The sequence below is a fragment of the Aestuariimicrobium sp. Y1814 genome (assembly GCF_050113895.1).
In the GTDB taxonomy this organism is placed as follows: domain Bacteria; phylum Actinomycetota; class Actinomycetes; order Propionibacteriales; family Propionibacteriaceae; genus Aestuariimicrobium.
This window is the reverse complement of the sequence record NZ_JBNJRW010000003.1, coordinates 1-24,751: the sequence shown is the minus strand read 5'-3', so window position 1 is coordinate 24,751 and position 24,751 is coordinate 1. Positions and strand designations below refer to the sequence as shown.

24 protein-coding genes are annotated in these 24,751 nt (G+C 71.1%); 9 read left to right on the top strand and 15 right to left on the bottom strand.

Features of this window, described 5'->3' with window-relative positions; translation table 11 throughout:
- Positions 1 to 25 precede the first annotated feature (25 nt).
- Positions 26 to 2,200, bottom strand: a complete 2,175-nt coding sequence (gene malQ / locus ACQE3C_RS04230) for a 4-alpha-glucanotransferase (RefSeq protein WP_434537967.1) — start codon at positions 2,198 to 2,200, stop codon at positions 26 to 28.
- A gap of 34 nt (positions 2,201 to 2,234) precedes the next feature.
- Entirely contained in the window at positions 2,235 to 3,071 is an 837-nt protein-coding gene (locus ACQE3C_RS04225) for an RDD family protein (RefSeq protein ID WP_434537966.1), read from the bottom strand.
- A gap of 152 nt (positions 3,072 to 3,223) precedes the next feature.
- On the opposite strand from ACQE3C_RS04225, the gene ACQE3C_RS04220 reads away from it, so the two are divergent.
- Positions 3,224 to 4,414 (top strand): protein kinase domain-containing protein, encoded by a 1,191-nt coding sequence (locus ACQE3C_RS04220; protein WP_434537965.1) that lies wholly within the window; start codon positions 3,224 to 3,226, stop codon positions 4,412 to 4,414.
- Here the strand turns inward: ACQE3C_RS04220 and ACQE3C_RS04215 are convergent.
- Positions 4,398 to 5,780: an MFS transporter gene (locus ACQE3C_RS04215; protein WP_434537964.1), complete on the bottom strand. Its 1,383-nt coding sequence runs from the start codon at positions 5,778 to 5,780 to the stop codon at positions 4,398 to 4,400. The two genes, ACQE3C_RS04220 and ACQE3C_RS04215, sit on opposite strands and share 17 nt — an antisense overlap.
- Positions 5,781 to 5,881: 101 nt before the next feature.
- Here ACQE3C_RS04215 and ACQE3C_RS04210 point away from each other — a divergent pair, with 101 nt between their 5' ends.
- Positions 5,882 to 6,136, top strand: coding sequence for a DUF3039 domain-containing protein (locus ACQE3C_RS04210; RefSeq protein WP_434537963.1), 255 nt, complete (start codon positions 5,882 to 5,884; stop codon positions 6,134 to 6,136).
- A gap of 3 nt (positions 6,137 to 6,139) precedes the next feature.
- On the opposite strand, the gene ACQE3C_RS04205 is transcribed toward ACQE3C_RS04210, so the two are convergent.
- The 4 genes from ACQE3C_RS04205 to manB are packed head-to-tail and all read right to left on the bottom strand — an operon-like array spanning position 6,140 to position 9,276.
- Positions 6,140 to 6,586, bottom strand: coding sequence for a type II 3-dehydroquinate dehydratase (locus ACQE3C_RS04205; protein ID WP_434537962.1), 447 nt, complete (start codon positions 6,584 to 6,586; stop codon positions 6,140 to 6,142).
- 44 nt (positions 6,587 to 6,630) lie between these two features.
- Positions 6,631 to 7,653, bottom strand: coding sequence for an SIS domain-containing protein (locus ACQE3C_RS04200; protein ID WP_434537961.1), 1,023 nt, complete (start codon positions 7,651 to 7,653; stop codon positions 6,631 to 6,633).
- A gap of 3 nt (positions 7,654 to 7,656) precedes the next feature.
- Positions 7,657 to 7,875, bottom strand: a complete 219-nt coding sequence (locus ACQE3C_RS04195; RefSeq protein WP_434537960.1) for a Trm112 family protein — start codon at positions 7,873 to 7,875, stop codon at positions 7,657 to 7,659.
- A 27-nt stretch (positions 7,876 to 7,902) separates the two neighbouring features.
- The gene (gene manB, locus ACQE3C_RS04190; RefSeq protein ID WP_434537959.1) at positions 7,903 to 9,276 is read right to left on the bottom strand and encodes a phosphomannomutase/phosphoglucomutase; all 1,374 of its coding nucleotides are present in this window, start codon (positions 9,274 to 9,276) and stop codon (positions 7,903 to 7,905) included.
- Between the two features lie 196 nt (positions 9,277 to 9,472).
- Here manB and ACQE3C_RS04185 point away from each other — a divergent pair, with 196 nt between their 5' ends.
- Both ACQE3C_RS04185 and ACQE3C_RS04180 read left to right on the top strand, forming a co-directional pair.
- The gene (locus ACQE3C_RS04185; protein ID WP_434537958.1) at positions 9,473 to 9,856 is read left to right on the top strand and encodes a DUF3499 domain-containing protein; all 384 of its coding nucleotides are present in this window, start codon (positions 9,473 to 9,475) and stop codon (positions 9,854 to 9,856) included.
- A 52-nt stretch (positions 9,857 to 9,908) separates the two neighbouring features.
- A complete protein-coding gene (locus ACQE3C_RS04180) occupies positions 9,909 to 10,337 on the top strand; it encodes a metallopeptidase family protein (RefSeq protein WP_434537957.1) in 429 nt (142 codons plus the stop codon).
- Positions 10,338 to 10,353: 16 nt separating this feature from the next.
- Here ACQE3C_RS04180 and ACQE3C_RS04175 read toward each other — a convergent pair whose 3' ends face one another.
- The 4 genes from ACQE3C_RS04175 to ACQE3C_RS04160 all read right to left on the bottom strand — a co-directional run bounded on the left by ACQE3C_RS04175 (position 10,354) and on the right by ACQE3C_RS04160 (position 15,951).
- Positions 10,354 to 11,625: a DUF5719 family protein gene (locus ACQE3C_RS04175; protein ID WP_434537956.1), complete on the bottom strand. Its 1,272-nt coding sequence runs from the start codon at positions 11,623 to 11,625 to the stop codon at positions 10,354 to 10,356.
- Entirely contained in the window at positions 11,622 to 14,792 is a 3,171-nt protein-coding gene (locus ACQE3C_RS04170; protein WP_434537955.1) for a glycosyltransferase family 2 protein, read from the bottom strand. The genes ACQE3C_RS04175 and ACQE3C_RS04170 overlap by 4 nt, the downstream gene beginning before the upstream one ends.
- Positions 14,793 to 14,878: 86 nt before the next feature.
- Entirely contained in the window at positions 14,879 to 15,136 is a 258-nt protein-coding gene (locus tag ACQE3C_RS04165; RefSeq protein WP_434537954.1) for a WhiB family transcriptional regulator, read from the bottom strand.
- Between the two features lie 134 nt (positions 15,137 to 15,270).
- Positions 15,271 to 15,951 carry a trimeric intracellular cation channel family protein gene (locus ACQE3C_RS04160; RefSeq protein WP_434537953.1) on the bottom strand — a complete coding sequence of 227 codons (681 nt, stop codon included), beginning with the start codon at positions 15,949 to 15,951 and terminating at the stop codon, positions 15,271 to 15,273.
- Between the two features lie 249 nt (positions 15,952 to 16,200).
- On the opposite strand from ACQE3C_RS04160, the gene ACQE3C_RS04155 reads away from it, so the two are divergent.
- Positions 16,201 to 16,365 (top strand): hypothetical protein, encoded by a 165-nt coding sequence (locus ACQE3C_RS04155; RefSeq protein WP_434537952.1) that lies wholly within the window; start codon positions 16,201 to 16,203, stop codon positions 16,363 to 16,365.
- 89 nt (positions 16,366 to 16,454) lie between these two features.
- On the opposite strand, the gene ACQE3C_RS04150 is transcribed toward ACQE3C_RS04155, so the two are convergent.
- Together ACQE3C_RS04150 and ACQE3C_RS04145 are read right to left on the bottom strand one after the other, a co-directional pair.
- The gene (locus ACQE3C_RS04150; protein ID WP_434537951.1) at positions 16,455 to 17,393 is read right to left on the bottom strand and encodes a hypothetical protein; all 939 of its coding nucleotides are present in this window, start codon (positions 17,391 to 17,393) and stop codon (positions 16,455 to 16,457) included.
- A 44-nt stretch (positions 17,394 to 17,437) separates the two neighbouring features.
- Positions 17,438 to 18,517, bottom strand: a complete 1,080-nt coding sequence (locus ACQE3C_RS04145; RefSeq protein WP_434537950.1) for a mannose-1-phosphate guanylyltransferase — start codon at positions 18,515 to 18,517, stop codon at positions 17,438 to 17,440.
- A 34-nt stretch (positions 18,518 to 18,551) separates the two neighbouring features.
- On the opposite strand from ACQE3C_RS04145, the gene ACQE3C_RS04140 reads away from it, so the two are divergent.
- Complete coding sequence (locus ACQE3C_RS04140; protein ID WP_434537949.1) at positions 18,552 to 19,325, top strand: TIGR03089 family protein; 774 nt, start codon at positions 18,552 to 18,554, stop codon at positions 19,323 to 19,325.
- Here the strand turns inward: ACQE3C_RS04140 and ACQE3C_RS04135 are convergent.
- Positions 19,322 to 20,386: a glycosyltransferase family 2 protein gene (locus tag ACQE3C_RS04135; protein ID WP_434537948.1), complete on the bottom strand. Its 1,065-nt coding sequence runs from the start codon at positions 20,384 to 20,386 to the stop codon at positions 19,322 to 19,324. The genes ACQE3C_RS04140 and ACQE3C_RS04135 overlap by 4 nt on opposite strands.
- Before the next feature lie 74 nt (positions 20,387 to 20,460).
- On the opposite strand from ACQE3C_RS04135, the gene ACQE3C_RS04130 reads away from it, so the two are divergent.
- Positions 20,461 to 21,228 carry an ABC transporter ATP-binding protein gene (locus ACQE3C_RS04130; protein ID WP_434537947.1) on the top strand — a complete coding sequence of 256 codons (768 nt, stop codon included), beginning with the start codon at positions 20,461 to 20,463 and terminating at the stop codon, positions 21,226 to 21,228.
- Positions 21,225 to 21,959, top strand: coding sequence for an ABC transporter permease (locus ACQE3C_RS04125; RefSeq protein ID WP_434537946.1), 735 nt, complete (start codon positions 21,225 to 21,227; stop codon positions 21,957 to 21,959). Before ACQE3C_RS04130 ends, ACQE3C_RS04125 begins: the two co-directional genes overlap by 4 nt.
- A gap of 21 nt (positions 21,960 to 21,980) precedes the next feature.
- Here ACQE3C_RS04125 and ACQE3C_RS04120 read toward each other — a convergent pair whose 3' ends face one another.
- The gene (locus ACQE3C_RS04120) at positions 21,981 to 23,507 is read right to left on the bottom strand and encodes an LCP family glycopolymer transferase (RefSeq protein ID WP_434537945.1); all 1,527 of its coding nucleotides are present in this window, start codon (positions 23,505 to 23,507) and stop codon (positions 21,981 to 21,983) included.
- A gap of 257 nt (positions 23,508 to 23,764) precedes the next feature.
- Here ACQE3C_RS04120 and ACQE3C_RS04115 point away from each other — a divergent pair, with 257 nt between their 5' ends.
- The gene (locus ACQE3C_RS04115; protein ID WP_259808974.1) at positions 23,765 to 24,733 is read left to right on the top strand and encodes an IS481 family transposase; all 969 of its coding nucleotides are present in this window, start codon (positions 23,765 to 23,767) and stop codon (positions 24,731 to 24,733) included.
- Positions 24,734 to 24,751 lie beyond the last annotated feature (18 nt).

Below are 24,751 nucleotides of genomic sequence, written 5' to 3'. Positions count from 1 at the left end.
CGGCGCCCGGGCCAGCCGGGGCGGTTCAGGGGTGGCGCGGGGGGTGCAGCGCGCCCCAGCTCACCGGCACGGTGGTGAAACCATTCATCACCGCTGAGATCCGCATGGCGCGTTCGCTGGCGTAGACGTCCTCCAGCAGCATCGGCTCCCCCTCGGGGTTGCTGAGCGGCACCCGCCAGTTGGGGTACTCGTCGATGGTGCCGGGCTGGTTCTGGGTGAGGCGGTCACCGACCGCGTCGGTGAGGGCCACGTTCAGCACCCGGGCGGGGGTATCCAGCAGGAAGCGGTGCATGCCCAGGACAAGGCGTTCGACCTCGTCGGCGCCGTCGTCCTCGTGCAGGTAGCCCTTGTCGAACAGCATGCCGGTGACACCCTCATGTTCCTGGCGGGCGTGGGCAAGTTCCTCCTCCAGCGACTCGGTCAGCAGGCCGAGGCGGTGGCGCAGCCTCACATGGTCACCGGCCAGGTATCCGGCGGTCGGCGGCAGGTCGTGGGTGGTGACCGAGGCCATGCACAGTTCCCGCCAGCGCTCCGGGGCCAGGGTGTTGCCGGTCTCGTCGTTCTCGAACCACAGCACCGAGGTGCCCAGCAGCCCACGGCGGACGAGGTAGTCGCGCACCCAGGGTTCGACGGTGCCCAGGTCCTCCCCGATCACCATCGCCCCAGCGCGGTGCGCCTCCAGCGCGAGAATGCCGATCAGCGCCTCGTGGTCGTAGCGGACGTAGCAGCCCTGCTTGGCCGAGGCCCCCTCGGGCACCCACCACAGCCGGAACAGGCCGATGATGTGGTCGGCGCGCACCCCACCGGCGTGGCGCAGCACACTGGCGACCATGTCGCGGAACGGGGCGTAGGCCAGGTCGGCCAGTCGGTCGGGCCGCCACGGCGGCTGGCCCCAGTCCTGGCCGGCCTGGTTGTACTGGTCGGGCGGGGCGCCCACGCTGACACCCTGGGCGAAGACATCGGCCAGCATCCAGGTGTCGGCGCTGGACTTGCTGACACCGACCGCCAGGTCCTGCACCAGGCCCAGGCTCATCCCGGCGTCGCGGGCGGCTTGCTGGGCCACCGACATCTGGTGCTCACAGTTCCACTGCAGCCACTCGAAGAAGTGCACCCGCTCGGCGTTGGCGGCGTAGAAGTTGGCCACCTCCGGTGACGACGGACGACGGTACTCCTCAGGCCATTCCCGCCAGTCGGGGCCGACCTGTTCGAACAGCACGCACCAGATGGCGAAGTCACGCAGCGCGCGGCCTTCACGCCGCCGGAAACCCTCGAAGGCCATCGCCCGGGCTGGAGGCAGGCCGACCTGCCAGATCACCTCGAGTGCCTGCAGCTTCGCGGTGTAGGACTCGTCGCGGCGCAACTGGTCGGCCCCGGCCAGCTCGTCGCGCAGATCGCTGCGGAAGGCCTCGATCCGGGCGCGGGTGGCATCGTCCAAGCTGGCGTACTCGGGGATCGCCTCGGGCCGCAGGTAGATCGGGTTGGTGTAGCGCCGCGAGCTGGGCAGGTACGGCGAGGGTTCGATCGGCGGCACCGGCTGCGCTGCGTGCAGCGGGTTGATCAGCACGTAGTCGGCGTACTGCTGGGTACGGGCCCAGACCATCAGGTCGGCCAGGTCGACCAGGTCACCGGTCCCCCAGCTGCCGGCCGAACGCACCGAGTAGATCTGGGTGGCGTAGCCCCACACGCGGCGGTGGCCGATGTTGGCGGGCAGGCCGACGAAGTTCGGGGTGACGATGAAGTGGGACTCGATGGTCCGGCCGGCGGTGGTGAGCACCAGGTGGTGGTAGCCCAGCGGCGCATCGGTGGGCAGCGCGAAGGTGGCCTCCCCCAACCAGACACCGTCGACCTCCCGGTCGGGCACCTCGTTGAAGCGCTGTTCACAGACCAACTGCTGGCCGTCCTCGGTGTGGACGACCAGGTGGGCCTCGGCACCGGCCGGCACGTGAACCTGGATTTCCCGGTACTGGTGCTGCTCGACGACGGTGCAGGCCGGCAAGGAACGGCGCCACGGCTTGAGGCGCACCTCATGGACAGCGGCCTCTGCACGCTCGGGGGTGCTCGCATCAATGCCCAGCGCCGCGAGGATGGTGACCACCGTTTCCGGGGAAATGGTGGTGTGCCGACCCTTCCAGTCCCAGAATTCCTGGGAGATTCCGAAGTGGTCGGCGAGTTCAGCCAGTGCAGGGTTTTCCAAAGCCACCCTGACAGCCTAGGACATGGACGCGCCCGGAGCGCTACTTCTGCGCACGCCGGGCGCCGGCGAGTACCGACTCGGCAAACGTGCCGCGGGTGGTGATCACCTGGGTGTCGGCCAGGCTGTCGTGCCAGGTCTTCAACCGGGGGTGCCACAGCGGCCGCAGGTAGCTGATCATCATCGGGAACAACACCATCTGGGTGGCCGCCATCACCGCCAGCCAGACCCCGGAACGCAGCAGGCTGGTACGCCAGCTGACCCGCGGGGTGAGGCCTGTTTCGGAAGGCACGACCCGCAGGCCCAGCAACAGCTGCCCCACGGTGCCGCCGAGCAGCTTCACCAACAGCACCTGCGCCACGAAACAGGCGCCCAGGGTGACGTACTGCACGATGCTGAACGGGGTCAGGTAGTCGTAGTCCTGCACGGGCACGACCAGCCCGGGGTTCTCGAGCGACCAGGCGGTCATCTGCTGCAGGGAACGCCACACCCGCACCGTCCAGGGCCAGGCCAGCAGCATGCCGAGCAGGCCCATCAGCACCCAGTCGACCAGGGTGGCCAGGGCACGCATGCCGAAGCCGGCCAGGGGCACCCCGTCGGCGGTGGTGCGGACCATCTTGTAGCGGGTCGGCATCAGCACCGGGGCCATGCCGGTTGCGCCGGACTGCTGCGGGGGCGCGCCGAACTGCTGCGGGAGCTGCGGGGCCGGGGACGACGCGGGAGCCGCTCGTCCGGTGGTGGCGGCGGGCGCAGGTTCGGGCAGCGGGTCGAGCCGGTCACGCAGGTTCTTCGTCCAGCGCGTGCCCTCCCAGTAGCGTTCCTGGCTGCTGCCCCCGGGGTCGTCGTACCAACCGGGCGGGGGCAAGGTCTGAGATGTCACCAACCCATTGTGTCAGATGCCCCCGGAGCGACCGGATGCGGACAATGGGCCCCGGTCAGGCGGCAACGGCGCTATTGTCGGCGTGCGCTCCCGCAGGTGACCCATGGCTGGAGTACGCTCCCGCCTCAATTGCGTGAAAGACTGTGGACGCTATGGAACGGCTCGGTCGCTACCGCCTCACCCAGCGCATCGGCGCGGGCTCCTTCGCGACCGTCTACAAGGGCCACGACGATGAACTCGACGTGCCTGTCGCCGTCAAAATCCTGAACCCGAAATGGGCCACCCACCACGACGTCCAGGGACGATTCCTCACCGAAGCACGACTGCTGCGCCGCATCAAGGACGAACACATCGTCCGTGTCTACGACATCGGTCGCACCCCCGAGGGCGCCCCCTATTTCGTGATGGACTACGCCGACGGCGGCTCCTTCGACCGGCTGCGCAAGCAGCTGGTGCCGCCGGCCCGGGCGCTGCAACTGTGCGCCGAGGCAGCCCGCGCGCTCGACGTGCTGCACCGCCACAACGTGGTGCACCGTGACGTCACCCCCGGCAATATCCTGCTGAACCACTCCTCGAGCGGGTTGAAGGTGCTGCTGGCAGACCTCGGTGTGGCCGAATCCCTGGTCGACCGGGAGGGCCAGCACGCCACTGCGGGGACCCCGGCGTTCATGGCGCTGGAACAGGCGACCGGCCACCCGCTGGACCACCGTTCCGACATCTACTCGATGGCGGCGGTGACCTATGCCCTGCTCACCGGCCACCCGCCGTTCCCCATCAAGACCCTGCAGGACCTGCTGTCCCGCAACCCCAACGTCGACCCGCCACCGCTGAGCGCCCGGATCGGGGCGCCCGTCGAGCTCGACGCGCTGCTGGCCAGTGCCCTGTCGCCGCACCCCGACCGGCGACCGGCCTCCGCGGCCCAGTTCGCCGCCCAGCTGGACGCGATCGCCGAAGTGATGTCCGGCGGGGAGTCACTGGCCCCGGTGGCCCCACGCCCGGGGACGAGGACGCTGGGCAGTTCCAGCGGCGGCTCGATCCCCCAGGCCCCGCTGCCGCTGGCCCCCGGCGCCTCGGACCGGCCCACCGCGCCGCTGCCCTCTGCCGGTTACGACTCGTGGACCCCCAGCTCGCTGGGCAGCTTCCGCAGCGGCGTGAACAACCAGTCGGTCTCACCTCGCAACGAGACCCCCGCCTCGATGCTGGAGAACTACCTCGGCCCGGGCCGCTACCAGGCCGTCGAGGTCAAGGAACGCCACTCGGTGAAGTTCTACCTGTACATCGGCGCCACCGCGATCGTGGTCTTCGCCCTCGTCATGTGGCTTACCGTCACCTACTTGACGTAGTTCCGGCGCCTGAGGTCAGGTTGGCGACGGGGCCGATGCGCAGGGAGACCAGGACCGCGAGCAGGGACACCACCGCGACGGTGGTGAAGACCCAGCCGAAGGTGTCGACCGGCGCCGCGGAGGTGCGCAGGTTCGCGTAGACCGCGCCGGCGAGGCCGGTGAACATCGCATTGCCGAGGGCTTCGGAGACCTGCAGCGAGCTGGTGTTTCGTCCGAGTTGGGCCGGGGTCGACAACTGCATGATCGCCAGGGAGCCGGAGGCGCTGGCCAGGCCCATGCCCAGGCCGCCGATCGTCCAGCCGATGCCGATGACGACCACCGACAGGCCCAACCAGGTGCCGGCCACGATGGCGAGCACGCCGACCAGGGAGCAGGCCGCCCCCACCTCGATCAGCTGGTCGCGGCGCCACTTCAGCCAGGTCTGGGCCTGCAGCCAGGAGCCGACGGTCCAGCCCAGGGAACCGATGGTCAACATCAGCCCGGCCCGGAACAGGCTCATCTCGCGGCCCTCGACCAGGCTCAGTGGCAGGAACGCCTCGGCGGCGAAGAACCCGCCCGCCTGCAGGGCCCGCACCCACGACACCGAGGCGATGCCGGGCCGGAACCGGAAGAAGCCCGGCGCCATCAGTTTCGGCAGCGCCACCCCGAGCGCCACCAGGCCCACCGCCAGGGCGACCAGGGAACTGCGGTCAATGTCCTGACCGGCGAACTGGACCGCCGCAACACCGGCCGCGGCCACCACCGCCGCCCAGATCGGCACCGGGTTGCTGTCCTGCCCCACTTCGGGTCGCAGCTGGTCGGCCAGGTCGTTCAACGGGCCCGCCGTCAGCACGGCCGTGGCCACCACGAAGGGGATCATGACCGCGAAGACCCAGTGCCAGCTCAGTGCCTTCGACAACCAGGCCGCGATCGGCGGCGCGATGAAGGCCGGCATCACCCAGCACAGGCTGAAGGCGGTCATCATCAGCGCCCGCTGCGCCGCCGGGAAGGTGCGGGCCACGACCACCAACAGCGCCACGTTGAATGCGCCACCACCGACACCCTGGATGAACCGGGCCACCAGCAGCACGTACATGTTCGGCGCCAGGGCGGCAGCCAGCAGCCCCGCCCCGAACAGCACCAGCCCGGCGCGCAGCGGCAGGGAAGGGCCGAGGCGGTCACTGAGCCGGCCCGACAGCACGGTCGCCAGCGCCATGCCGATCACGAACAGGGTGAAGGTCCAGGCGTAGAGGTGCAACCGGCCCAGGTCTTCGGCGGCCGCCGGCATGGCCGTCGCGACCGCCACCGCCTCGAAGGCGATCGCGACCACCGAGACCAGCAACCCGACGATCAGGCTGCGGGGTGGCAGCGTGGTGGGTTCGGGCACCGGCTCACCCTACCCGGTGGGGTGGGTTGCGCGGGCGGGACCATGGGGCTGATCCGGTGGCGGCTGGTGGCAGCTTGGGGCGGCTCACTAGAGTGGCTGCCATGAACCAGCAGTTGGCCCCCGGCTCACAGACCGTGATCGACGAGCGCACCAGCACCGATGGCCTGAACGCCGAGGACGGTGACCACGAACGGTTCTCGCACTACGTCCCCAAGGACAAGCTCATGGAGGCGATGGTGATGGGCACCCCGGTGGTCGCCCTGTGCGGCAAGGTGTGGGTGCCCCACCGCAACCCCGAGAAGTTCCCGGTCTGCCCCGAATGCAAGGAGATCTGGGAGTCCCTCAAGGACCTGTGAGGCTCAGCCGGTGGCCCCGGTGCCCAGTTCGGCGGCGACGTGCGCCAGGGCCAGGTCGTAGCCACCCAGGCCCAGCCCGGCGATGACCCCGACCGCCTTCGCCGACAGCACACTGTGGTGGCGGAACGGTTCGCGGGCGTACACGTTCGAGATGTGCACCTCGATGTAGTGCGCCACCTGCGCGGCAGCATCGGCCACCGCGATGGAGTAGTGGGTCCAGGCAGCGGCATTGAGCACCACCCAGCAACCCAGGTCGGCGGCCTCGTGCAGCCAGCCGACCATTTCACCCTCGTGGTCGGTCTGGCGCACCTGCACGTCGAGGCCCAGCGAGCGGCCGGTGTCGACCAGGTGCTCCGACAGGTCAGCGAAGGTGGTGTGCCCGTAGACATCGGGCTCGCGGGTGCCGAGCCTGCCGAGGTTCGGGCCGTTGAGCACCAGCACTGTGGTCATCTGTTCCTCCATCGTGATGGGCCTCTCGTGTGGGTGGCAGGGGCTCAGAGCCTGCCGAGGCCGATCGACAGCCAGGTGGCCCCGAACAGGCCCTGGTAGAGCAGTGAGGCGTAGCGTTCCATCGGTGAGGTGACCGACTCCCCGGCGCGCACGGTGACCACCCGCACCTCGTGGCGGGTGGCGAGGGTGACCAGTTCCCCCGCGGCCCGGCGGGCCTGGGCGTCGTCGGTGCCGTCGTCGAGGATGACCAGCACGGGCCGGATCGCCGCTGAGGGGTCGTCGAAGGGGTCGGCGAACAGGTCACGCGTGTCCTGGGCGGTGATCACCGGTTCCAGTTCACCGGTGTCGGCGGCCAGGGCCGCTCGTCCGGTGGAACGGCGCAGCGCCTCGGCGAGGCGGCGCCCGGCGCGGGCGGCCAGCACCGTGCCGCCGAAGACCAGTGGCTGGGCGTCGGCCAGGTGCAGCGCGAAGTCCTTGGCGGGGTTGACGGCCAGGTCACGGTGCGGGGACGAGGTCTCGGCCACCGCATCGGCGGCCGCGGCCACCGCTTCGGGCAGCACCGCCGGGCCCAGGCCCAACTCGTGCAGCACGGCCAGCACCTGCACGACCGCAGCCAGTTCGTCCCCGGTCTCGGTGGGGACCACCAGGGTCGAGCGGCTGGCGGCGGCCTCGACGATCGGTGACTCGGGTCGTCCAGCGACCAGCACCGAACTGCCACGCCGCGCGGCCTCCTGCACCGCCGACATCAGGTCGGGGTCGGACCCCTCGGGGGCGAGCACGACGACCAGGTCGAGTGACCCGACCCAGGCCGGCAGCCCTGAGAAGGGCCAGGCCACGAAGGGGCTGGGGCAGAACGGTTCGAGCACCGCACGGATCAGCCGGGCACCGCGGCCCAGGGCCACCACCCCCCGGGGACGCACCCCGCCACCGAACCCGGCGGCCAGCTCCTTGGCCGAGGTCGACGCCTCACGCCGAATCCGGGCGCCGGCACCGGCCAGGTGGCGCAACGCCTCGTCGGCGCGGGCGCTGACGGTGGGGGTGGCCAGTCGGGTGTCGTCGAAGTCCATCGGTCAGCTCTGGGTGGCGGCGCGGGTGTTGCGGGCCTCGTCGATCAGCAGGATCGGGATGCCGTCGCGCACCGGGTAGGCCAGGCCACACTGGCTGTTCGCGCAGACCATCTCACGGTTGTCGTAGTCGACAGCGAACCGGGAGTGGCACGCGGGGCAGGCCGCGATCTCCAGGAACTCGGGTGAGAGCTGCAGGTCGGGGGTGTGGTTCGGGTTGCTCATCGGGCTCTCCTTGCGCGAGTGGGCTGGTCAGGTGGTGGTGGTGCCGCGGACGAGGTCGAGCACGTCGTCACGCACGGCCTGCATCACGGCCGGGTCGAGGGCCTCAGCGTTCAACCGCAGGTAGGGCTCGGTGTTCGAGGGGCGCAGGTTGAACCACCACAGGTTGTCGTGGGCGTCGGTGCCGCGCACGGTCAGCCCGTCGGTGTGGTCGACCTCGCCGCGGCCGATGAAGGCGGCCTCGACGACCTCCATCACCTCGCCGGCGTCGCTGACCTGCGAGTTGATCTCACCGGAGGCCACGTAGCGCTCGTAGGTGTGCATCACCTCCGACAGCGGCTGGTCCTGGCTGCCCAGGATGCGTAGCACGTGCAGGGCGGCGAGCATGCCGGTGTCGGCACCCCAGAAGTCGCGGAAGTAGTAGTGCGCGGAATGTTCGCCGCCGAAGATGGCGTCGTGCTCGGCCATCAGCGCCTTGACGAAGGTGTGGCCGACCTTGCTGGTGACGGTCGTGCCACCCGCCTCGGCGACGACATCGGCGACGGTGCGGCTGGTGATGGTGTTGATGACGATGGTGGCGCCGGGTTCACGCTCGAGTTCGGCGCGGGCTATCAGCGCTGTGATCGCCGAGGGGCTGACCACCTCACCGCGTTCGTCGATGATGAAGCAGCGGTCGGCGTCACCGTCGAATACCAGGGCCAGGTCGGCACCGTGCTCACGGACGGCGGCCTGGGCGTCGACCAGGTTCTCCGGTTCCAGCGGGTTGGGCTGGTGGTTCGGGAAGGAGCCGTCCAGGTCGAGGTAGAGCCCGACCAGTTCGATGTCGGCGCCGGCCAGGACGGCGGCGACGGTGTGGCCGGCCATGCCGTTGCCGGCATCGACGACGACCTTCAGGTGCCGCAGGCCCTCGAGGGGGACCAGGCCGTGCAGGTGTCGGACGTAGTCGTCGAGGGTCTCGACCTGCGTCAGGCCGTGCTCGGGCAGGGCGGCATCGACGCTGCCGTGCAGTTCCAGCGCGCGGTCACGCAGCCGGGCCAGGAAGTCGGGGCTCACCGGGGCGGCGCCGGCCTGGCAGAACTTGATGCCGTTGTCGCTGGCGGGGTTGTGGCTGGCGGTGAACTGCACCCCGGGCAGGTCGAGCGAGCCGGAGGCGAACCACAGCTGGTCGGTGGAGGCCAGGCCGGTGTCGAGCACCTCGGCCCCGCGGCTGATGGCGCCGGCGGCGAAGGCGCGTGACATCTCCCACCCGGTCAGGCGCATGTCGCGGCCCAGCACGAACTGCTTGCCCTCGAGCCCAGCCAGTTCGACGAATGCGGCCCCGATGGCGGCGGCGCCGGCCTCGTCCCATGACTGGGGAACCGCGCCGCGGATGTCGTTGGCCTTGAAGACGCCCTCTGTGATCACCCCTGCAGCCTACCGACCGGCGGCACCTGCGCGGGTGAGGCTGACCGGCCCCGACCGGCAGAGGGGGCAGGGAATCTGTCGTCCGCCCGGCGAGGCAAGTGCCATGGCCCGGCCAGCACCCGTAATCTCACCTGAGCTGGCCCGGTGCCGGCTTCCCCGTACGGCACACCCCGTACCCGCATCGCAAAGGAACGTCATGAGGCGTTGGTGTTCACGCACGGCCTGCTCGGCGCGGGCCACCACCACCCTGACCTTTGACTACGCCGGCCAGTTGGCCGTGGTCGGGCCGCTGTCGCCGAGCGCTGACCCCAGCGCCTACGACCTGTGCCGCCGGCACGCCGACAAGATGTCGGCCCCCCAGGGCTGGGAGGTCGTCCGGTTGCCGGAACTGGACGAGGACCCCGCCCCGCCGGTCGACGACCTGCTCGCCCTGGCCGACGCCATCCGCGAGGTGGGCCTGCGCCACGACGACCCCGTGCAGCAGCCCCTCACCCCGGCGCACGCCCAGGCGTCCGAGTTCCGCGACAATGTGGTGGTCCTGGCCGAGAAACGGCACCTGCGCGTGATCGCCGAGCGTTGAGGGCCCGGTTCCAGATCAGCAGCCAGCGCCGGATCAGCATTAGGGTGTGCCCATGGTGAGCAGACGCGATCGACATGGCCGGGGCCTCCGCGGTCCCATCGCCGGCCTTTCTCCCTACGGGCCGCCGCGTCGCATCCCCAGCGCCTCCACCCGCAGCGAGACCTTCCTCGACGCAGTCTCCGATGCCATCGACCGGGTCCAGCAGTCGTGCCCGGAGGCGCTGGTCGGGGTCGACATCGGCGTCGAGGACGTGCCGGGTTCCCACTCGACCAGCGGGCACGTGCCGCTGGCCGCGGCCACCGGCGCCACCGCCGGTTTCCCGGCCCGGATCGTGATGTACCGGCGCCCCCTCGAGCATCGTTCAGCCACCCGCCGCGGGTTGCGGATCCTGGTCCACCGCACCCTGGTCGAGCAGTTGGCCGCGCTGACCGGCCGCTCGGTCGACGAGATCGACCCGATGGTCGACGAGGACGACGACTGAGGTGTAACCCCGGGCCCTACTGGGCCAGTTGCGGGTCCATCGTGCCGGGTTGGGGCACGACCACACCCGCCGGTGGGCGCACCCGGCTGACCGCCTGGCCGGTGCCGGCCACCCGCACCGCTGCCGCGATCGGGGCGGTGGAGGTGATCCTCACCTGGCCGGCGACCACCGGGAACTGCCCGCTGGCCCCGGCGGGAATGGTGAGGGTCTGCGGCGCGTCGGCGGTGCCGTCGGGGTGCACCTGCACCATGGTCACGCTCGCTTCGTCCGGTGACGGGTTGACCACTTGCAGGGTGCCCTCGGGCACCGCGTCCATCAGGTCGGTGGCCGCCTCGTCGGGCAGCATCCAGGCGATGTCGTTGGCGCCCTGGGTGGTGAGCATGCTCAACACCTCCGACGACCCGGTCACCACCAGGCCCATGTCCCGTTCGGTGAAGGCCGCACCCAGGTCGATCGCGACCGTCGTGTGCGGGGCCAGGGAGGCGGTGCCGTTCGCGGGGGCGAACCGGCCGCGGGGGCCGAGCAGTTCGATGGTGACCTCGGCCCGTTCGCCGCCCGGGTTGTGCAGCAGCAGCCGGGCGCCGGTGGGCCGGGTCGGCACGGCCGCGAAGACCGCCACCCGCTTGGGGGCGGTCGCCACCGCCTGTTCGGGGGCGGTGGTCAGGCTGCGCACTGCCGCCTGCACCCGGCCCTGGCTGGCCTGGTAGGTCGCGGTGACCGGTGCCCCGGCCGGGGCGTGCACCGAGATCGGCACCCGCACCATCGAACCAGCGGGCACCACGATGCCGCGCAGGCCCGGTGACTGGATCTGTCCGGTGGCGCCACTGAGGGTGATGTTGACCCCGGCATCGGTGCGGTCGGGGTTGACCAGCACCACCTCGGCGGTGGCGGGGTCGGGCAGCAGCAGGGACCCCGTGGTGGCGGGCGGGCGGCACTCGGCCCACATCAGCCCGGCGCTGGACTGGCTGCGTACACCGGCGGTCAGCGGCTGTTCGCCCGCCGCCCGCAGCACCACCGACCCGGTCACCGCGCCGTTGACGCTCGGGTCGTCGATCACCTGCCCGTCGAGCAGGGTGGTTTCGACCTCGGCGCCGGAGGCGACCAGTGCGCCGGGGGCGCCGGTGAAGGCGCAGGCGCGGGTCTGCACCGTGGGCCCGGCGTCGACCACCCGCGCCGTGGGCTGCTGGGCGGGCACGAAACTGGCGGCCACGATCAACAGGCCGGCGACCAGGGCCGGGACGACGACGGCCAGCAGGCTGTGGGCCCGGCGGCGAGGTGTGCTGGTCACAGGCTCCTCCTCGGGGTCTCCAGGCTGCGGGTCGGTGGGCGCGCCCCGGGCCTGCGGGCGGTCGGGGCGGCCAGCACGACGAGCAGCCCGATGATGACCAGGTGCGCGACCACGGCGAGCCAGCTCGGGGTGGTCGCCCAGGTGAGCGGGCCGGTGGGGCCGTTCACCTCGGCGCGGACCCCGAACCCGGACGGGTCGGCGACCACCGGCACCTGCTGCCCGCCGACGGTGACGACCCAGCGCTCGTCGGGCAGCTCGGCGACCCGGACGACGCCGGGGGCGCTGACCTCGGCCGAGGGCAGCGAGGTCAGTTCGCCGGACTCCCCCACCGTGGCGGCGCGGCTGACCAGGCCCTCGACGGTCCACACGGTGGTGCCGTCGTCCAGTTGGGCGGCGGTCAGCCCGGGGGCGTTGGAGACGCCCTGGATGATCCCGGCCTCGGCGCCTCGGGCGACGACATGGGCGATGCCGAGTTCGGCCAGTCGTTGGGCCAGGTCGTCGCCGGGGGTGCCGTTGGCGATGCGTGCCGCCAGTGCGGCGACCCGGTCGGACTGCTCGGCGCTGGCCAGCACCGGGAAGGCCTCGCCGGCACCCCAGCCGGGGGTGGTGCGGCTGGTGAGCATCCACTGGTGGGCGCCGTTGTCGACCTGCACGACCAGCGTGCGGGTCGCGCGGCTGGACTGCTGCACGTCGGCGACATAGGCCGGCAGCGGGTTGGGTTCGACGCGCAGCGGGGAGTTGCCCTGCCCGCCGACGGCGGTGGCGACGCCGAGGATGCCGACCAGGGCGGCGGCGAGGGTGGCAGCCAGGCTGCCGGTGGTCATGGGTTCTTCGGCGTGCTGGCCGACCGGCCGGCGCTTGGGGCGCATGGCGCTCAGGCACATGCACAGCACCAGCCCGCCGGCGATCAGCAACCACACGTCGAGGGCGGGGCGCACCTGCTGGCCGTCGATGGTGACCAGCAGTCGGGTGCCGACGGCCGCCAGCACCAGGCACGCGCAGGCCGAGGCCATGAACCCGAGCACCACCGAGACACTGAGCCGACGTCGCCCGAGCAGCACCGCCAGCAGGGTCACCGCGGCCATCCCGGCCAGGGCCAGCGCGGAGACCCACATCGGGGGCAGCCCGTCGACGGCTGCCCGGCCGAGCAGCACATGCCAGGCCGGGGCGACGTCACCGGGCAGCAGGCTGGTCGGGTCGGTGCCGGTCAGCAGCCGACCGGGGTGCTGGACCAGGCGCGGGGCCCAAGGCAGCAGCATCACCATCGGGCCGAGGGCAGCGACCAGCAGCCCGGCAGTGAACCTGCGGTGGACGACCCACCAGGCGATCGCCGCACCCAGCCCGACTAGGGCCGCCGCCGGGGCGCCCTGGGCAGCCAGGCCGAGCCACAGGGCGAGGCTGGCCGGTGCCCGCAGGTGGTCGCCGGGACGCACCCCCTCGTCATCCTGGGTGAACCAGCGCAGGCCGGCCAGTCCGACCAGCGGCAGCAGGATGACCAGCAGCGCCCCCGAGATCGAGCCGCGGAAGGTGGTGCCGGACAGGATCGCCAGCGCCGGCCAGACCGAGGCGAAGGCGGCCGCGACCCACCCGCGGCCGACGATGCGTTTGGCCAGCCGGTGTGCGAAGAAGGCTCCCAGCACGGGTGCGCCCAGCACCAGCAGCCGGGCGAAGACCTCGGGGCTGCCGCCGGCCAGGGTCGACCCGAGTGCGGTCAGCCCGAGCCAGCCGGGGTTGGCGCCGGCCTGGCCGGCGGTGGGCTGCAGCCAGGCCGCCCAGGCCCCGGACAGGCTGTCGGGGGCGGGCATGAGCCGCAACGAGACCAGCTGGCCGCGTCCGAACATGCCGCGCCAGGCGATCAGGAAGCCGACCACGACCAGCGCGGCGAACAACCGACCCGGGGTGACCAGCCGGGCGCGGCGGCGACCACCGGCGAAGTCGTCGCCGGTCAGGTCGTCCAGGCTAGTGTCAGAGTCGTCGTCATCACGTTCGCGCCATTCACCGGCCGTGTGGGTGAGCCGGTCGAGCCGGGAACGCCAGACCTGCAGCGGCCCGGGCCTCAGCGCGGCGGTGTCGACCTGCGGCTGGTGGCGGCTGGTGCTCATCTCCTGGATCAGCGCGCGGTCGGCCCCGACGCGGGCGGCGGCGCGGAACTCGGCCATCGCCTCACCGGGGGCCTTCCCGAGCAGGTAGCCCACCCCCCGCGCGACCGATCGTCCGCGCATCCGCGCGATGGTGCGGCCGGGGTTGGCCGAATGGGCGGCGAGCACCCGCATGCCGAGCAGCCGGTCGGTGGTCGCGGCATCGCCCACCAGGTCCGACGAGCGTTCACCGAAGCGACCCTCCTGCCGGTGGTGCACGGCGGCGTCAGGGGCGGTGACCACCCGGTGGCCGGCGGCATTGGCGCGCCACCCGAAGTCGAGCCCGTCGCGGAACAGCGGCAGGTTCGCATCGAGGCCACCGAGCTGGTCCCACACGTCGCGGCGGACGAGCATGGCGGCGGTGGAGCCGCCCAGCACCACCGTTGAGTCGGACTGGTTCTGGTCGATCTCACCCGGGGCGACGTCCAGGTGCCGGCTGGCGCCGCTGGTGATGGACGAGCCGACCTCGGCCAACTGGTCGGGGTGGTTGCGGCGGCGCGGCTGCAGCAGCTTGGGGAACAGGACGACCGGCTCGTCGTCGGCCGAGGCGCGCAGCAGCAGTTCCTCCAGGGCGCGGGGCTGCGGTTCGGTGTCGTCGTGGAGCAGCCACAGCCAGGTCAGGTCACCCTCGAGGGTGGCGATCCCCTGCTCGACCGCGGCCCCGAAGCCCGGCACCGTCCCGGCCCTCACGACCCGGTCGATGATGCCCTGTTCGACCGCGTCGTCGAGCAGCATGGCCGACCGGTCACTCGACCCGGTGTCCACGGCGACCAGTGCGCCGGGGCGTGACTCCAACCCGGCCAGCGCGCGCAGGGTCCGTTCCAGCCAGTCAGCGGCCTGGTGGACCACCATGATGGCCGCGACCTCGGCGGCGGGGATGTCGGGGATGCGGTCCGGGTCGGGTTTGTGCGCCCACGCCCAGTCCTGTTCCCGGGCCCTGGTGTGCTGCGAGGTGTCCGGCTGGTCATCCGGGTCCCGCGCCCACGCCCAGAGGTCCTGGGAATCGCCGTTCTCGGGTCCAGAAGTCACAGGCCATCCTTGTCCGGCGGTGTGGTGCCGATTGGGGTCAGGCACCCATCTTCGGTGATGGGGCCCTGCCTGACAACCAACGTGGGTCAGGCCCGCTTGCGCAGGCGGCGACGCTCACGCTCCGAGAGACCTCCCCAGATGCCGAAGCGCTCGTCATTGGCCAGTGCGTACTCCAGGCATTCCCGCTTGACGGTGCAGGTCTCGCAGACCTTCTTGGCCTCCCGGGTGGAGCCACCCTTCTCGGGGAAGAAGGCCTCGGGGTCGGTCTGTGCACACAGCGCCTGCTCCTGCCACGCGAGGACGCCGTCGTCGGCGGTGGAGAATACCGTCAGGATCTCGTTCATCTTTGTCCTCTCGACCCGGCTGTGGCCTCCAAGTTACACGGATGTGATTCCCCGCGGTCAAGCTGGGACAGGAAAGTTTCAGAGATAACGGCGTGTCGTCGGATTGGTGGCGACTTCGGGGGCTACCGGCAGGGTCAGTCGTCCGAATTGGACGAGAACCGCCGGCTCCACGGGTGCGGGGGGCGCGCGGCGATCGGCTTGTTCTCGACCTCCTGGTAGTCGAAGACGGGCAGGCTGAGCCGGTGGTGGACGGCGAGCATACGCATCGTGAACCCGGCCACCAGGGTGATGACCACCGCGGGCAGGTCGGGCAGCCCCACGGCGTGCAACCCGATGTAGAGCAGGGTCGCGGCCAGCGAGACGCTGGCGTAGAGCTCCTTGCGGAAGACCAGCGGCACCCGGTTGCACAACAGGTCACGCATCACCCCGCCGAAGACACCGGTGGTGATCGCGGCCACGCAGGCGATCACCAGCCCCAGTTCCATCTCGCGGGCGATCTTGGCGCCGAGGATCGAGAAGACCACCAGCCCCACCGCATCCAGCGCCAGGAACAGGGAGCGGAAGTAGCGCATCAGCGAGGCGATGGAGACGGTCAGCACCGCCGCCACCACCACCAGCACCAGGTAGAGCGGTTGGCGCACCCAGGTCAACGGGTAGTGGCCCAGCAGCATGTCGCGCAGTGACCCGCCGCCGATGGCGGTGACGGTGGCGATGATGATCACCCCGAACAGGTCCATCTTCTCCCGGCCGGCCGCCAGGGCACCGGTCATCGCCTCGGCGGTGATGCCGATCACGTACAGCACCGTCAGCAGCATGGCTGGCCCCTTCCCGTCCGGTGGGTTTGCGTGACAGGTTACTGGCCAGCGCCCGCGCCGGTCAGGTGCCCCGGACGATGGGGGCTGCCCGCGGCCGGGTTCACCTTGGTCGCCCGGTTCCGCCGGGTCCGCGGCCTAGGCTGGGGTGGTGCGCACCGCCGCGAACGACCCGCTCGACCTGGCCTACCCGTTCGTCGGGGCCTGGCTGGTGCGCAACAGCCCGGCCAGCCGGGTGCGTGTGGGCAACCCGTGCGGCTCGGGGACGTGGTCGCCGAGTGCGGCAACACGGGCAACAGCACCGAGCCGCACGTGCACCTGCAGGCGCTTGACCGGGTCGACATCGCCCGCGCCGAGGCGGTGGAGACCACCTTCGGCGGCACGCTGCCGCGCAACGGCGACATCGTCCGGGCCTGACCGGGCCGGAGTTGGAACCGTCGGGCAGGACGCAGCGAGGCGACCAGCAGGTGCTGGTCGCCTCGCCGATCAGGAACCGGGTCCGGTGGTCAGTGGTTCTGGCCGGGCCACTGCTGGCCCTGGTTCTGCTCCCCCGACCATTGCTGGCCGGGGTTCTGGGCGCCGGGGTTGGGGTTCGGACGCAGCACGGTGCCCTCCTCAGCGGTGTTCTCGGCCGACGGCTGGCTGGCCGGGGCCCACGCGGAACCGCCGTTCCACTCGTTCTGCTGGGGCGCCGACTGCTGGGGTGCAGGCTGCTCGGGCTGGCCCCACGGGCTGGCCGAGGGCTGCGGCTCAGCGGCGCTGGGCTGCGGTGAGGCGCTGGGCTGCCAGCCCTGGGACTGCTGCCCCGGGACACCCCAAGTGCTCGCCCCGGCCCCGGTGGCCGCGTCACCGGCGCGGTTCCAGGCCCCACCGGAGGCCTCGTGCGGCTGCCAGGTCGGCTGCTGCTGGGCCCCGGGCTGGGCCTGCTGCGGCGGCAGGCCCGGCTGGCCGGGCTGGCCACCGAACTGCTGCCCCGGCTGCCCGTAGGGGGTGGCCGGGGCCGGCGAGACCTGCTTCCAGGTGATGAAGAAGTAGCCCGCGACCAGGCCCACAACGATCAGGTTGGCGACCAGGGTCAGCAGCGAGCTGAAGATGCGCAGCCCGTTGGACTCGTCACCGCCCCACCCGATCAGGGTGAAGACCGCGAACAGCAGGCCGCCGGCACCGGTCACGCACAGCCCGATCAGGGACAACAGCGCGGCGTTCTTGGACGGTTCGCGCCAGTGGGCGACGAACCAGTTGGCCAGCGCGGCCACGACCAGCAGCACGAGCGGGGCGAACCGGCCGGCGACCAGGCGGGCCACGTTCGACAGGGGCCGGTTGGTGTCGCCCGGCCAGCTGTCATTCAGGTAGGCGATCTCGACGAAGGCACCCAGCATCACCAGTGCCACCGCGCCGATGGCAGCCCAGGCCACCAACTCACGATTCTTGTGGAACAAGTCCATGTTCTCTCCTCATTGGTCGGGGGCCACTTTAGGGGTCCTGTGGGTCAGCCGTGACGTTCCCCATGGTCGGCGACCACGCGGGCGACCAGGTCCTTGACACGCTCGGACTGGTCGAGGGGGATCACCAGGGTGGCGTGGGGGGTGGTGATCACCGCCATGTTCTCGATGTCTGCCACGGCGAGCACGTGGTCGGGTCCGCCCCGGTTGATCAGCAGGTTGTTGGCCGCATCGAGGCTGACGGTGGCCCCGGTGGCGGCGTTGCCGTCGGCGTCGTGATCGAGTTGCCCGGCCAGGGCCAGGAACGACCCGACATCGTGCCAGCGGATCGGCAGTTCGACTGCGACGACCTGCCCGGCCGCCGAGCCGGCGCTGACCGGTTCCATCACGGCGTAGTCCACCGAGATCTTGGGCAGTCGCGGAAAGATCGAGGCGAGCCGGTCGGGGTGGGCGGCCAGTTCACTGACCAGGGCGTGGGTGGTGGGCTGCAGGGTGGCCAGGGTCTGCAGCAGGGTGGCCGCGCGCCAGACGAACATGCCCGAGTTCCACCAGTACTCACCGGTGGCCAGGTAGGCCTCGGCGGTGGCCACGTCGGGCTTCTCCTTGAACTCCTGCACCTCGAAGGCGTGGTCGAACCCGTCGACGGGCGCGCCGCGGTGCAGGTAGCCGAAGCCGGTCTGCGGGCTGGTCGGCACCACCCCGAAGGTGACGAAGGCGTCGGCGCGGGCTTCGGCCAGCGCGAACCCCTCGTCCAGCCGAGCCTGGAACACGTCGACCTCGTCCATGATGTGGTCGGCGGTCAGCACGGCCATCACGGCCTCGGGGTCGCGCCGGGCGATCACGGCCGCCGTCCAGGCGACCGCGTTCAGCGAGTCACGCCCCTCGGGTTCGCCCAGCAGGTTCTCTGCGGGGATCTCCGGCAGCTGCGCGGCGACGGTGTCGGCGTAGGCGGCGCCGGTGCAGATGATGATGTTCTGGTCGGGCACGTAGCCCTGCACCCGTTCATAGGCGATCCGCAGCAGGCTCTTGCCCTCGATCAGCCTCAGCAACTGTTTGGGTTCACCCTGGCGCGACAGCGGCCACAGCCGCTTGCCCGAGCCACCGGCCATGATCAGCACGTAGCGCATGGCCATGACACTAGCGCCCACCTAGTCTGTGGGCATGCAATTGCGCGCGCCCTCCCCCTCGTCCCGCCCACCGGCCAGTGTCGGCCACTGGCTCGAGCAGCGCCTCAAGGACGACCCGGGTCGTCCGTTGGTGGTCTGGTACGGGCCGGCGGACGAGCGGGTCGAGCTGAGCGCGGCCACGTTCTCGAACTGGGTCGACAAGACCATCAACCTGGTCGACGACCTGGGCTGGGCGGACGCCCCGGTGGTGGCCGCCCCGCTGCTGCTGGAGCGCCCCGGGCACTGGGCCAGCCTGGTGTGGGCGGCCGCGGTCTGGTCGTGCGGGGGTGAACTGCGTGCCCTCGGGGCGAGCCAGTCGGCGGCGGTCGACCTGGCGGTGGTCGGGCCCCGGGCTCCCCGCCCCGTGCCCGGTGTCGACACCATCGCCTGTTCGCTGCACCCCCTGGGGCTCGGCTTCGAGGCGCTCGCCCCGGGCATGCTCGACTACCACGACGTGCTCGGCCAGCCCGACCTCCACACCCCCGCGCAGCGGCCCGACAGCGACGACGTGGCCTGGCAGGACGCCACGGCGACACTGACCCACGGCGACCTGCTGGCCGGGGTGGAACCGGTCACCGGCCGCGTGCTCGTCGACGTCGGCCCGGAGCCGGACGCGCTGGCCGTGCTGCGGCAGGCCCTGCTGGGCCCGCTGCTGGGCCACGGGTCGGCGGTCATCGTCGAGACGGCGGCCGGGAGCGGGACCGGGAGCACAGCGGGCGCCGAGCGGGTGCAGCGGATCGCCGCCGCGGAGAAGGCCGCGCTCGGCTAGCGGCGCGGGCGTGGGGCGGCGTCGTCGCGGACTCGTTCGTCCGGGTCGAGACCGCGCAGGAAACCGGCCCCCCAGCTCAGGTGCATGACCGCCAGTACCAGCGGCAACCAGGCACGGCTGCGGCGCTCGACCGGCACCTCGTCGGCGCCCTCGAGGCCCACCTGGCTGCCGATGGTGACCAGCGCCGCGTAGCCCAGCGGGGCGAGCGCCCCGGTGGCCCGCAGCCAGACCGGCAGGCGTGGGGCCAGCGCGACGGCGGTGCCCGCGACGATGCCGGACAGGGCCAGCGGCGGGGCGAGGTAGCGCGCCGAGGCGGTCGCGGGGTGGCGCCGGATGACCTCGCGGCGCCACTTGCCGGTCTGGAAGAACTGGCGGGCCAGCGCCCGGACCGAGCTGCGTGGGCGGTAGGTGACCCGCAGCAGGGGTGAGTAGATGACCTTCTCGCCGGCCTGGCGCAACCGCAGGTTCAGCTCCCAGTCCTGGGCGCGGATCATGTCGGGGTCGTAGCCGCCGGCGCTGATCAGCGAGTCGCGGCGGAAGCAGCCGAGGAAGACGGTCTCGGCCGGGCCCTGTGGGGTGTCGGCCAGGTGGAACCCGCCGCCGCCCAACCCGAGCCGGGAGTTGTAGGCCAGCGCGACCGCCTTCTCGAAGCTGGTGCGGCCCCGGGCCTCCATCCGGCCGCCGACATTGGCGGCGTCGGTCTGGTGCAGCAGTTGCACGGCGGTGGTCAGGTAGTCCTCGCCGAGTTCCCCGTGCGCGTCGACACGGACGACCACCGGGAAGCGGCTGGCGGCAATCGCCAGGTTCAGCGCGTCGGGGGTGGTGCCGCTCGGGTTGTCGATCACCCGGATGTGCGGGTTGTCGGCGGCCAGGGAGGCGGCGATCTCGGCGGTGCGGTCGCGGCTCGGGCCCACGGCCAGGATGATCTCGAGTTCGCCGGGGTAGTTCTGGTCCAGCACCCCCTGCACGGAGGTGGCCAGGTGGGCCTCTTCGTTGCGCACCGGCATGATCACGCTGACGGGGTCCGAGACGTTGATCCGGGGGCGAGTGGCGGTCTGCATGGGACCAATGATGACAGCGCCCGGTGCTGTGCGCCCACCGGGCAGTAGCCTCATCCCGATGAGAGGACGTGGTCGTGGCCGAACCAGCCATCGATGTACGAGAACTGCGGGTCACCCGGGGGCGCCGTGAGGTGCTGCACGCCTTGAGCTGCCGGGTCGACCCCGGCATGGTCACCGGGCTGCTGGGCCCCTCCGGCGGTGGGAAGTCGACGCTGATGCGCGCCATCGTCGGTGTGCAGGTCGTCCACGGCGGTGAGGTGCGGGTGCTCGGCCAGCCGGCCGGCTCACGATCCCTGCGCCACCGGGTCGGCTACGTCACCCAGGCACCCAGCGTCTACGGCGACCTGACTTTGCGGCAGAACGCCCGCTACTTCGCCGCGGTCGCCGGGGTCGGTGCCCGTGCGGCGGACGCGGCGATCACCGACGTGGGCCTGGCCGAGCAGGCCGGCCAACTGGTGACCACCCTGTCCGGTGGCCAGCGCAGCCGGGTGTCGCTGGCCTGCGCGCTGGTCGGTTCCCCGGACATCCTGGTGCTGGACGAACCCACCGTCGGGCTCGACCCGGTGCTGCGGGTGGAACTCTGGGAGATGTTCACCACCCTGGCCGGGGGCGGGGCGACGGTGCTGGTCTCGAGCCATGTGATGGACGAGGCGGCACGATGTGAGCGGCTGTTGCTGCTGCGTGAGGGTCGGCTGGTCGCCGACGACACCCCGGCCGCGATCCGCGCCGACACCGGCACCGATGACCTGGAGGAGTCCTTCCTGCGGCTGATCCAGCGGGCCGAAGCCCCGGGGTCGGGAGCCCAGTGGTCGGGAGCCCAGGGGTCGGGGGATGCGTCATGAACCCCCGCCTGGTACTCGCCACTGCGGCCCGGTGCCTGCGGCAGCTCGGCCACGACAAGCGTTCGGTGGCCATGATCATCGTGGTGCCGATCGTGCTGCTGTTCCTGCTCTATGCCCTGTTCGACGGGGCGCCGGTCTTCAACCGGATCGGGCTGATCATGCTGGGCCTGTTCCCGCACATCATCATGTTCCTGATCACCGGCATCTCGATGCTGCGCGAACGCACCAGCGGCACCCTGGAACGCCTGCTGACCACTCCCCTGCACCGGGCCGACCTGCTGGGCGGCTACGCACTGGCCTTCGGGGTGGCGGCGGCGGTGCAGGGTTCGGCCAGCGCGGGGGCGGCCTACTGGTTGTTCGACCTGCAGACCGCCGGTGAGCCGGTGTGGGTGGTGCTGCTGGCGATCATGAACGCCGTGCTGGGTGTCGCGATGGGGCTGTTGACCAGCGCCTTCGCCCGCACCGAGTTCCAGGCGGTGCAGTTCATGCCGGTGACGGTCTTCCCGCAGCTGCTCGCCGCCGGGGTGATCGTCCCCCGTGACCAGATGGCCGGCTGGCTGCAGACCCTCAGTGACTTCTTCCCGCTGACCTATGCGGTGCGTGCCCTGCAGGAGATCGGTGAGAATGACGAGCCGACGACCCGGATGTGGGCCGACATCGGCATCGTGTCGGGGGTGGTGCTGTTCGCCCTGGTGCTGGCAGCCCTGACCCTGCCGCGACGCACCCCCTGATCCACTCCCCCACGGGCCGGCTCAGGAGCAGACCGCGCCAAGGTCCTCGCTCTCGGGCGCCGGGGTGCCCTCATTGGTGGGCTCCTGGGTGGGCGTGGCACCCGTGCTGGCCTCGCCGGCACTGGTGGCGCTGGGAGTCGTCGAGGGGCTCGGCGCGCTCGAGGTGGCCGGGGTGCTGCTGCCCGGGTCACCGGCCGGGGTGGTGGTCGAGTCCAGCGCGTCGGACTCGGCAATCTTGGACGCGACCGTCTCGCGGATGACCTCGAGCTTCGGGTTCCCCGGGAAGATCAGCGGCGGGGTGAACGAGACCGAACTGAGCGGCAATTTGCGGGTCTTGTTGGCCAGGGTGGCGAGCTTGTTGACGTCCTTCGAGGGCACGTCGGTGTAGGCAATCTCGCCACTGGCGCCGGCGATCTCGTTGAACTTGGTCAGCACCGTGATCGGGTCGAGCTGGTTCAGCATGGCATTGACCACGCACTTCTGCCGCAGCATCCGTTCGTAGTCGGTCGACCCCTGCCGGGAGCGCGCGAACCACAGCGCGTGGTAGCCGTCCAAGTGCTGGTTGTCGCCGGGCTCGATCCAGCCGGTGATCGGCGAGGTGCCACCACCGATCGGCACCCGCTTGCCGACGTTGAGCCTGATGCCGCCCACGGCGTCGATCAGGGAGGTGAAGCCCATCAGGTCGACCATGACGGTGTAGTTGATATCCAGGCCCAGCAATTCACTGACCACCTCACGCATGGCCTGCAGCCCGGGGTCCTTCACGCCGGGGTACAGCTCGGCGTTGTCCTGGCCGAGGGTGTAGATGGCGTTGAGCATGCAGCTGTGGTCCTCGCACTCGTACCCGTCGGGATAGAGCTCCTGCAGCGGCGACCCGTCGGGGAACGTCGCGCCCTCCAGGTTGCGGGGCAGGCTGAAGATCACGGTGCGCCCGGTGACCTCGTTGACCGAGGCCACCATGATCGTGTCGGGGCGCAGTCCCACTCGTCCGTCGCCGGCGTCGGCGCCGAGCATCAGCACGTTGTAGCGGCCGGCGTTCGGGGTGGAGTCCCCGCCCCCGCCGAGGACGGTGTCGAGCAGCTCACCCTGCGCGTGGGAGGCCGAACCCAGGTTGAACCCGGCCGACCCGACGGCCAGGGCCAGCAGCAGGCTGACCAGCCCGAAGCCGAGGCGGCGCAGCCGTTCCATCGCCAGGGGTTGGGCGAGCCGCCAGGCGTCGGCGATCAGCAGCGCCCAGCCCAGGCCCAGGACGATCAGCACTGGCTGCAGCACCTTGTAGAACCAGCCCGAGGCCAGCACCGTCACCACGGCGCCGCGGCTGAACACGGCCACCACACCGGTGAGCAACAGCAGGCCAACCACGACCAGCCAGGTCCGCAGCGCCACCCGGCCCAGGGTCTTGTTGCCGGCCTGCAGTTGGGCGGACCCGGGCAGCACCAGGGTCGCCAGCACCAGGCCCACACCGCGCCGGAACGCCACTCGCTGGGAGTTGGGCACCGGGTCGGCGAGCTCTTCGGGCTGGACGGGTACCGCCTTCGATCGAGCCACGCGCAGGGTCCTTTCGGTGGGGGAAGTCCGACGCCGGTGCGCGGCGTCGACGGAAAGGCTTGCTCAAGTATGGTCGTGCGACTGTGGTCGTCCGGTGCAGGCACGCCGGGCAGCCCCGAGTCCGACGACGGCTGCTGGTGGGGGTGTCTAGGTGTTGGTGGCAGGGACGTTCATGACAGTTGTGCGGTTGACGTGAAGGGAGGACCCCCGCTGGGCTGTGGCTTGTCGAAGGTCACATCTCAACAACGGAGGTCCTCATGTCCCACCCTAAGGCCCGGTTGAACGTCAACGGGCGACTGTTGCTGGTCCAGCGTGTGCGCGTGCAGGGTTGGCCTGTCGCTCACGCCGCGAAAGCGATGGGCATCTCACGCCAATGCGCCCACCACTGGCTCAAGCGCTACGACCAGTACGGCGAGTCAGGTCTTCACGACCGTTCCAGCCGGCCCCACACCATGCCACGGCGCACCAGCCCAGCCGTCGAGGCCCGGGTCCTGGCCCACCGCGCACAGTATCGCCGAGGCCCTGCCCGGATCGCTGCTGCCACCAACGTTCCCGCCCGGACCGTGACCGCGATCCTGCGCCGCCACCACATGCCGCCCCTGGCGCACCTTGACCCGATCACCGGCGCGGTGATCCGCGGCAGTCAGGCCAGCAGGCGCCGCTACGAACGCCAACGCCCCGGTGAGCTCATCCACATCGATGTGAAGAAGATCGGCAAGATCCCCGACGGCGGGGGCTGGCGCCTGCACGGACGTGCCGCCACCAGCGCCGCCAAGAACAAGCGGGAACGGATCGGCTATGACTATGTCCACGCCGCCGTCGACGACTGTTCCCGGCTGGCCTATGTCGAGATCCACGACGACGAGAAGGGCACGACCTGCGCAGGCTTCCTCACCCGCGCCGCAGCGTTCTTCGCCAGCCAGGGCATCACCCGCATCGAGCGCATCATCACCGACAACGCGTTCGCCTACCGCAACAGCCGTGACTTCAAAGCAGCAGTCAAGGCCATGGACGCGAAGCAGAAGTTCATCAAGCCCCACTGCCCCTGGCAGAACGGCAAGGTAGAGCGCCTCAACCGGACCCTCGCGCTCGAGTGGGCCTACCGGCAGCCCTTCACCAGCAACCAGGCCCGCCGCGATGCCCTTGCCGACTGGCTCACCTTCTACAACACTGAACGAGGCCACAGCGCCCTCAACGGGAAACCTCCCATCACCCGAGTGTCATGAACCTGTCCGCCACCAACA

Excerpts from the sequence above, each read along its gene's own strand:
- ACQE3C_RS04145 (WP_434537950.1), bottom strand. The coding sequence starts at position 18,517 with ATGCGCTACGTGCTGATCATGGCCGGTGGCTCGGGCAAGCGGCTGTGG.
- ACQE3C_RS04160 (WP_434537953.1), bottom strand. The coding sequence starts at position 15,951 with ATGCTGCTGACGGTGCTGTACGTGATCGGCATCACCGCCGAGGCGATG.
- ACQE3C_RS04125 (WP_434537946.1), top strand. The coding sequence starts at position 21,225 with ATGAACCCCCGCCTGGTACTCGCCACTGCGGCCCGGTGCCTGCGGCAG.
- ACQE3C_RS04195 (WP_434537960.1), bottom strand. The coding sequence starts at position 7,875 with ATGAGCAACCCGAACCACACCCCCGACCTGCAGCTCTCACCCGAGTTC.
- ACQE3C_RS04220 (WP_434537965.1), top strand. The coding sequence starts at position 3,224 with ATGGAACGGCTCGGTCGCTACCGCCTCACCCAGCGCATCGGCGCGGGC.
- ACQE3C_RS04205 (WP_434537962.1), bottom strand. The coding sequence starts at position 6,586 with ATGACCACAGTGCTGGTGCTCAACGGCCCGAACCTCGGCAGGCTCGGC.
- ACQE3C_RS04150 (WP_434537951.1), bottom strand. The coding sequence starts at position 17,393 with ATGGACTTGTTCCACAAGAATCGTGAGTTGGTGGCCTGGGCTGCCATC.
- ACQE3C_RS04140 (WP_434537949.1), top strand. The coding sequence starts at position 18,552 with ATGCAATTGCGCGCGCCCTCCCCCTCGTCCCGCCCACCGGCCAGTGTC.
- ACQE3C_RS04180 (WP_434537957.1), top strand. The coding sequence starts at position 9,909 with ATGGTGAGCAGACGCGATCGACATGGCCGGGGCCTCCGCGGTCCCATC.
- ACQE3C_RS04135 (WP_434537948.1), bottom strand. The coding sequence starts at position 20,386 with ATGCAGACCGCCACTCGCCCCCGGATCAACGTCTCGGACCCCGTCAGC.
- ACQE3C_RS04165 (WP_434537954.1), bottom strand. The coding sequence starts at position 15,136 with ATGAACGAGATCCTGACGGTATTCTCCACCGCCGACGACGGCGTCCTC.
- ACQE3C_RS04200 (WP_434537961.1), bottom strand. The coding sequence starts at position 7,653 with ATGGACTTCGACGACACCCGACTGGCCACCCCCACCGTCAGCGCCCGC.
- ACQE3C_RS04185 (WP_434537958.1), top strand. The coding sequence starts at position 9,473 with ATGAGGCGTTGGTGTTCACGCACGGCCTGCTCGGCGCGGGCCACCACC.
- ACQE3C_RS04115 (WP_259808974.1), top strand. The coding sequence starts at position 23,765 with ATGTCCCACCCTAAGGCCCGGTTGAACGTCAACGGGCGACTGTTGCTG.
- ACQE3C_RS04210 (WP_434537963.1), top strand. The coding sequence starts at position 5,882 with ATGAACCAGCAGTTGGCCCCCGGCTCACAGACCGTGATCGACGAGCGC.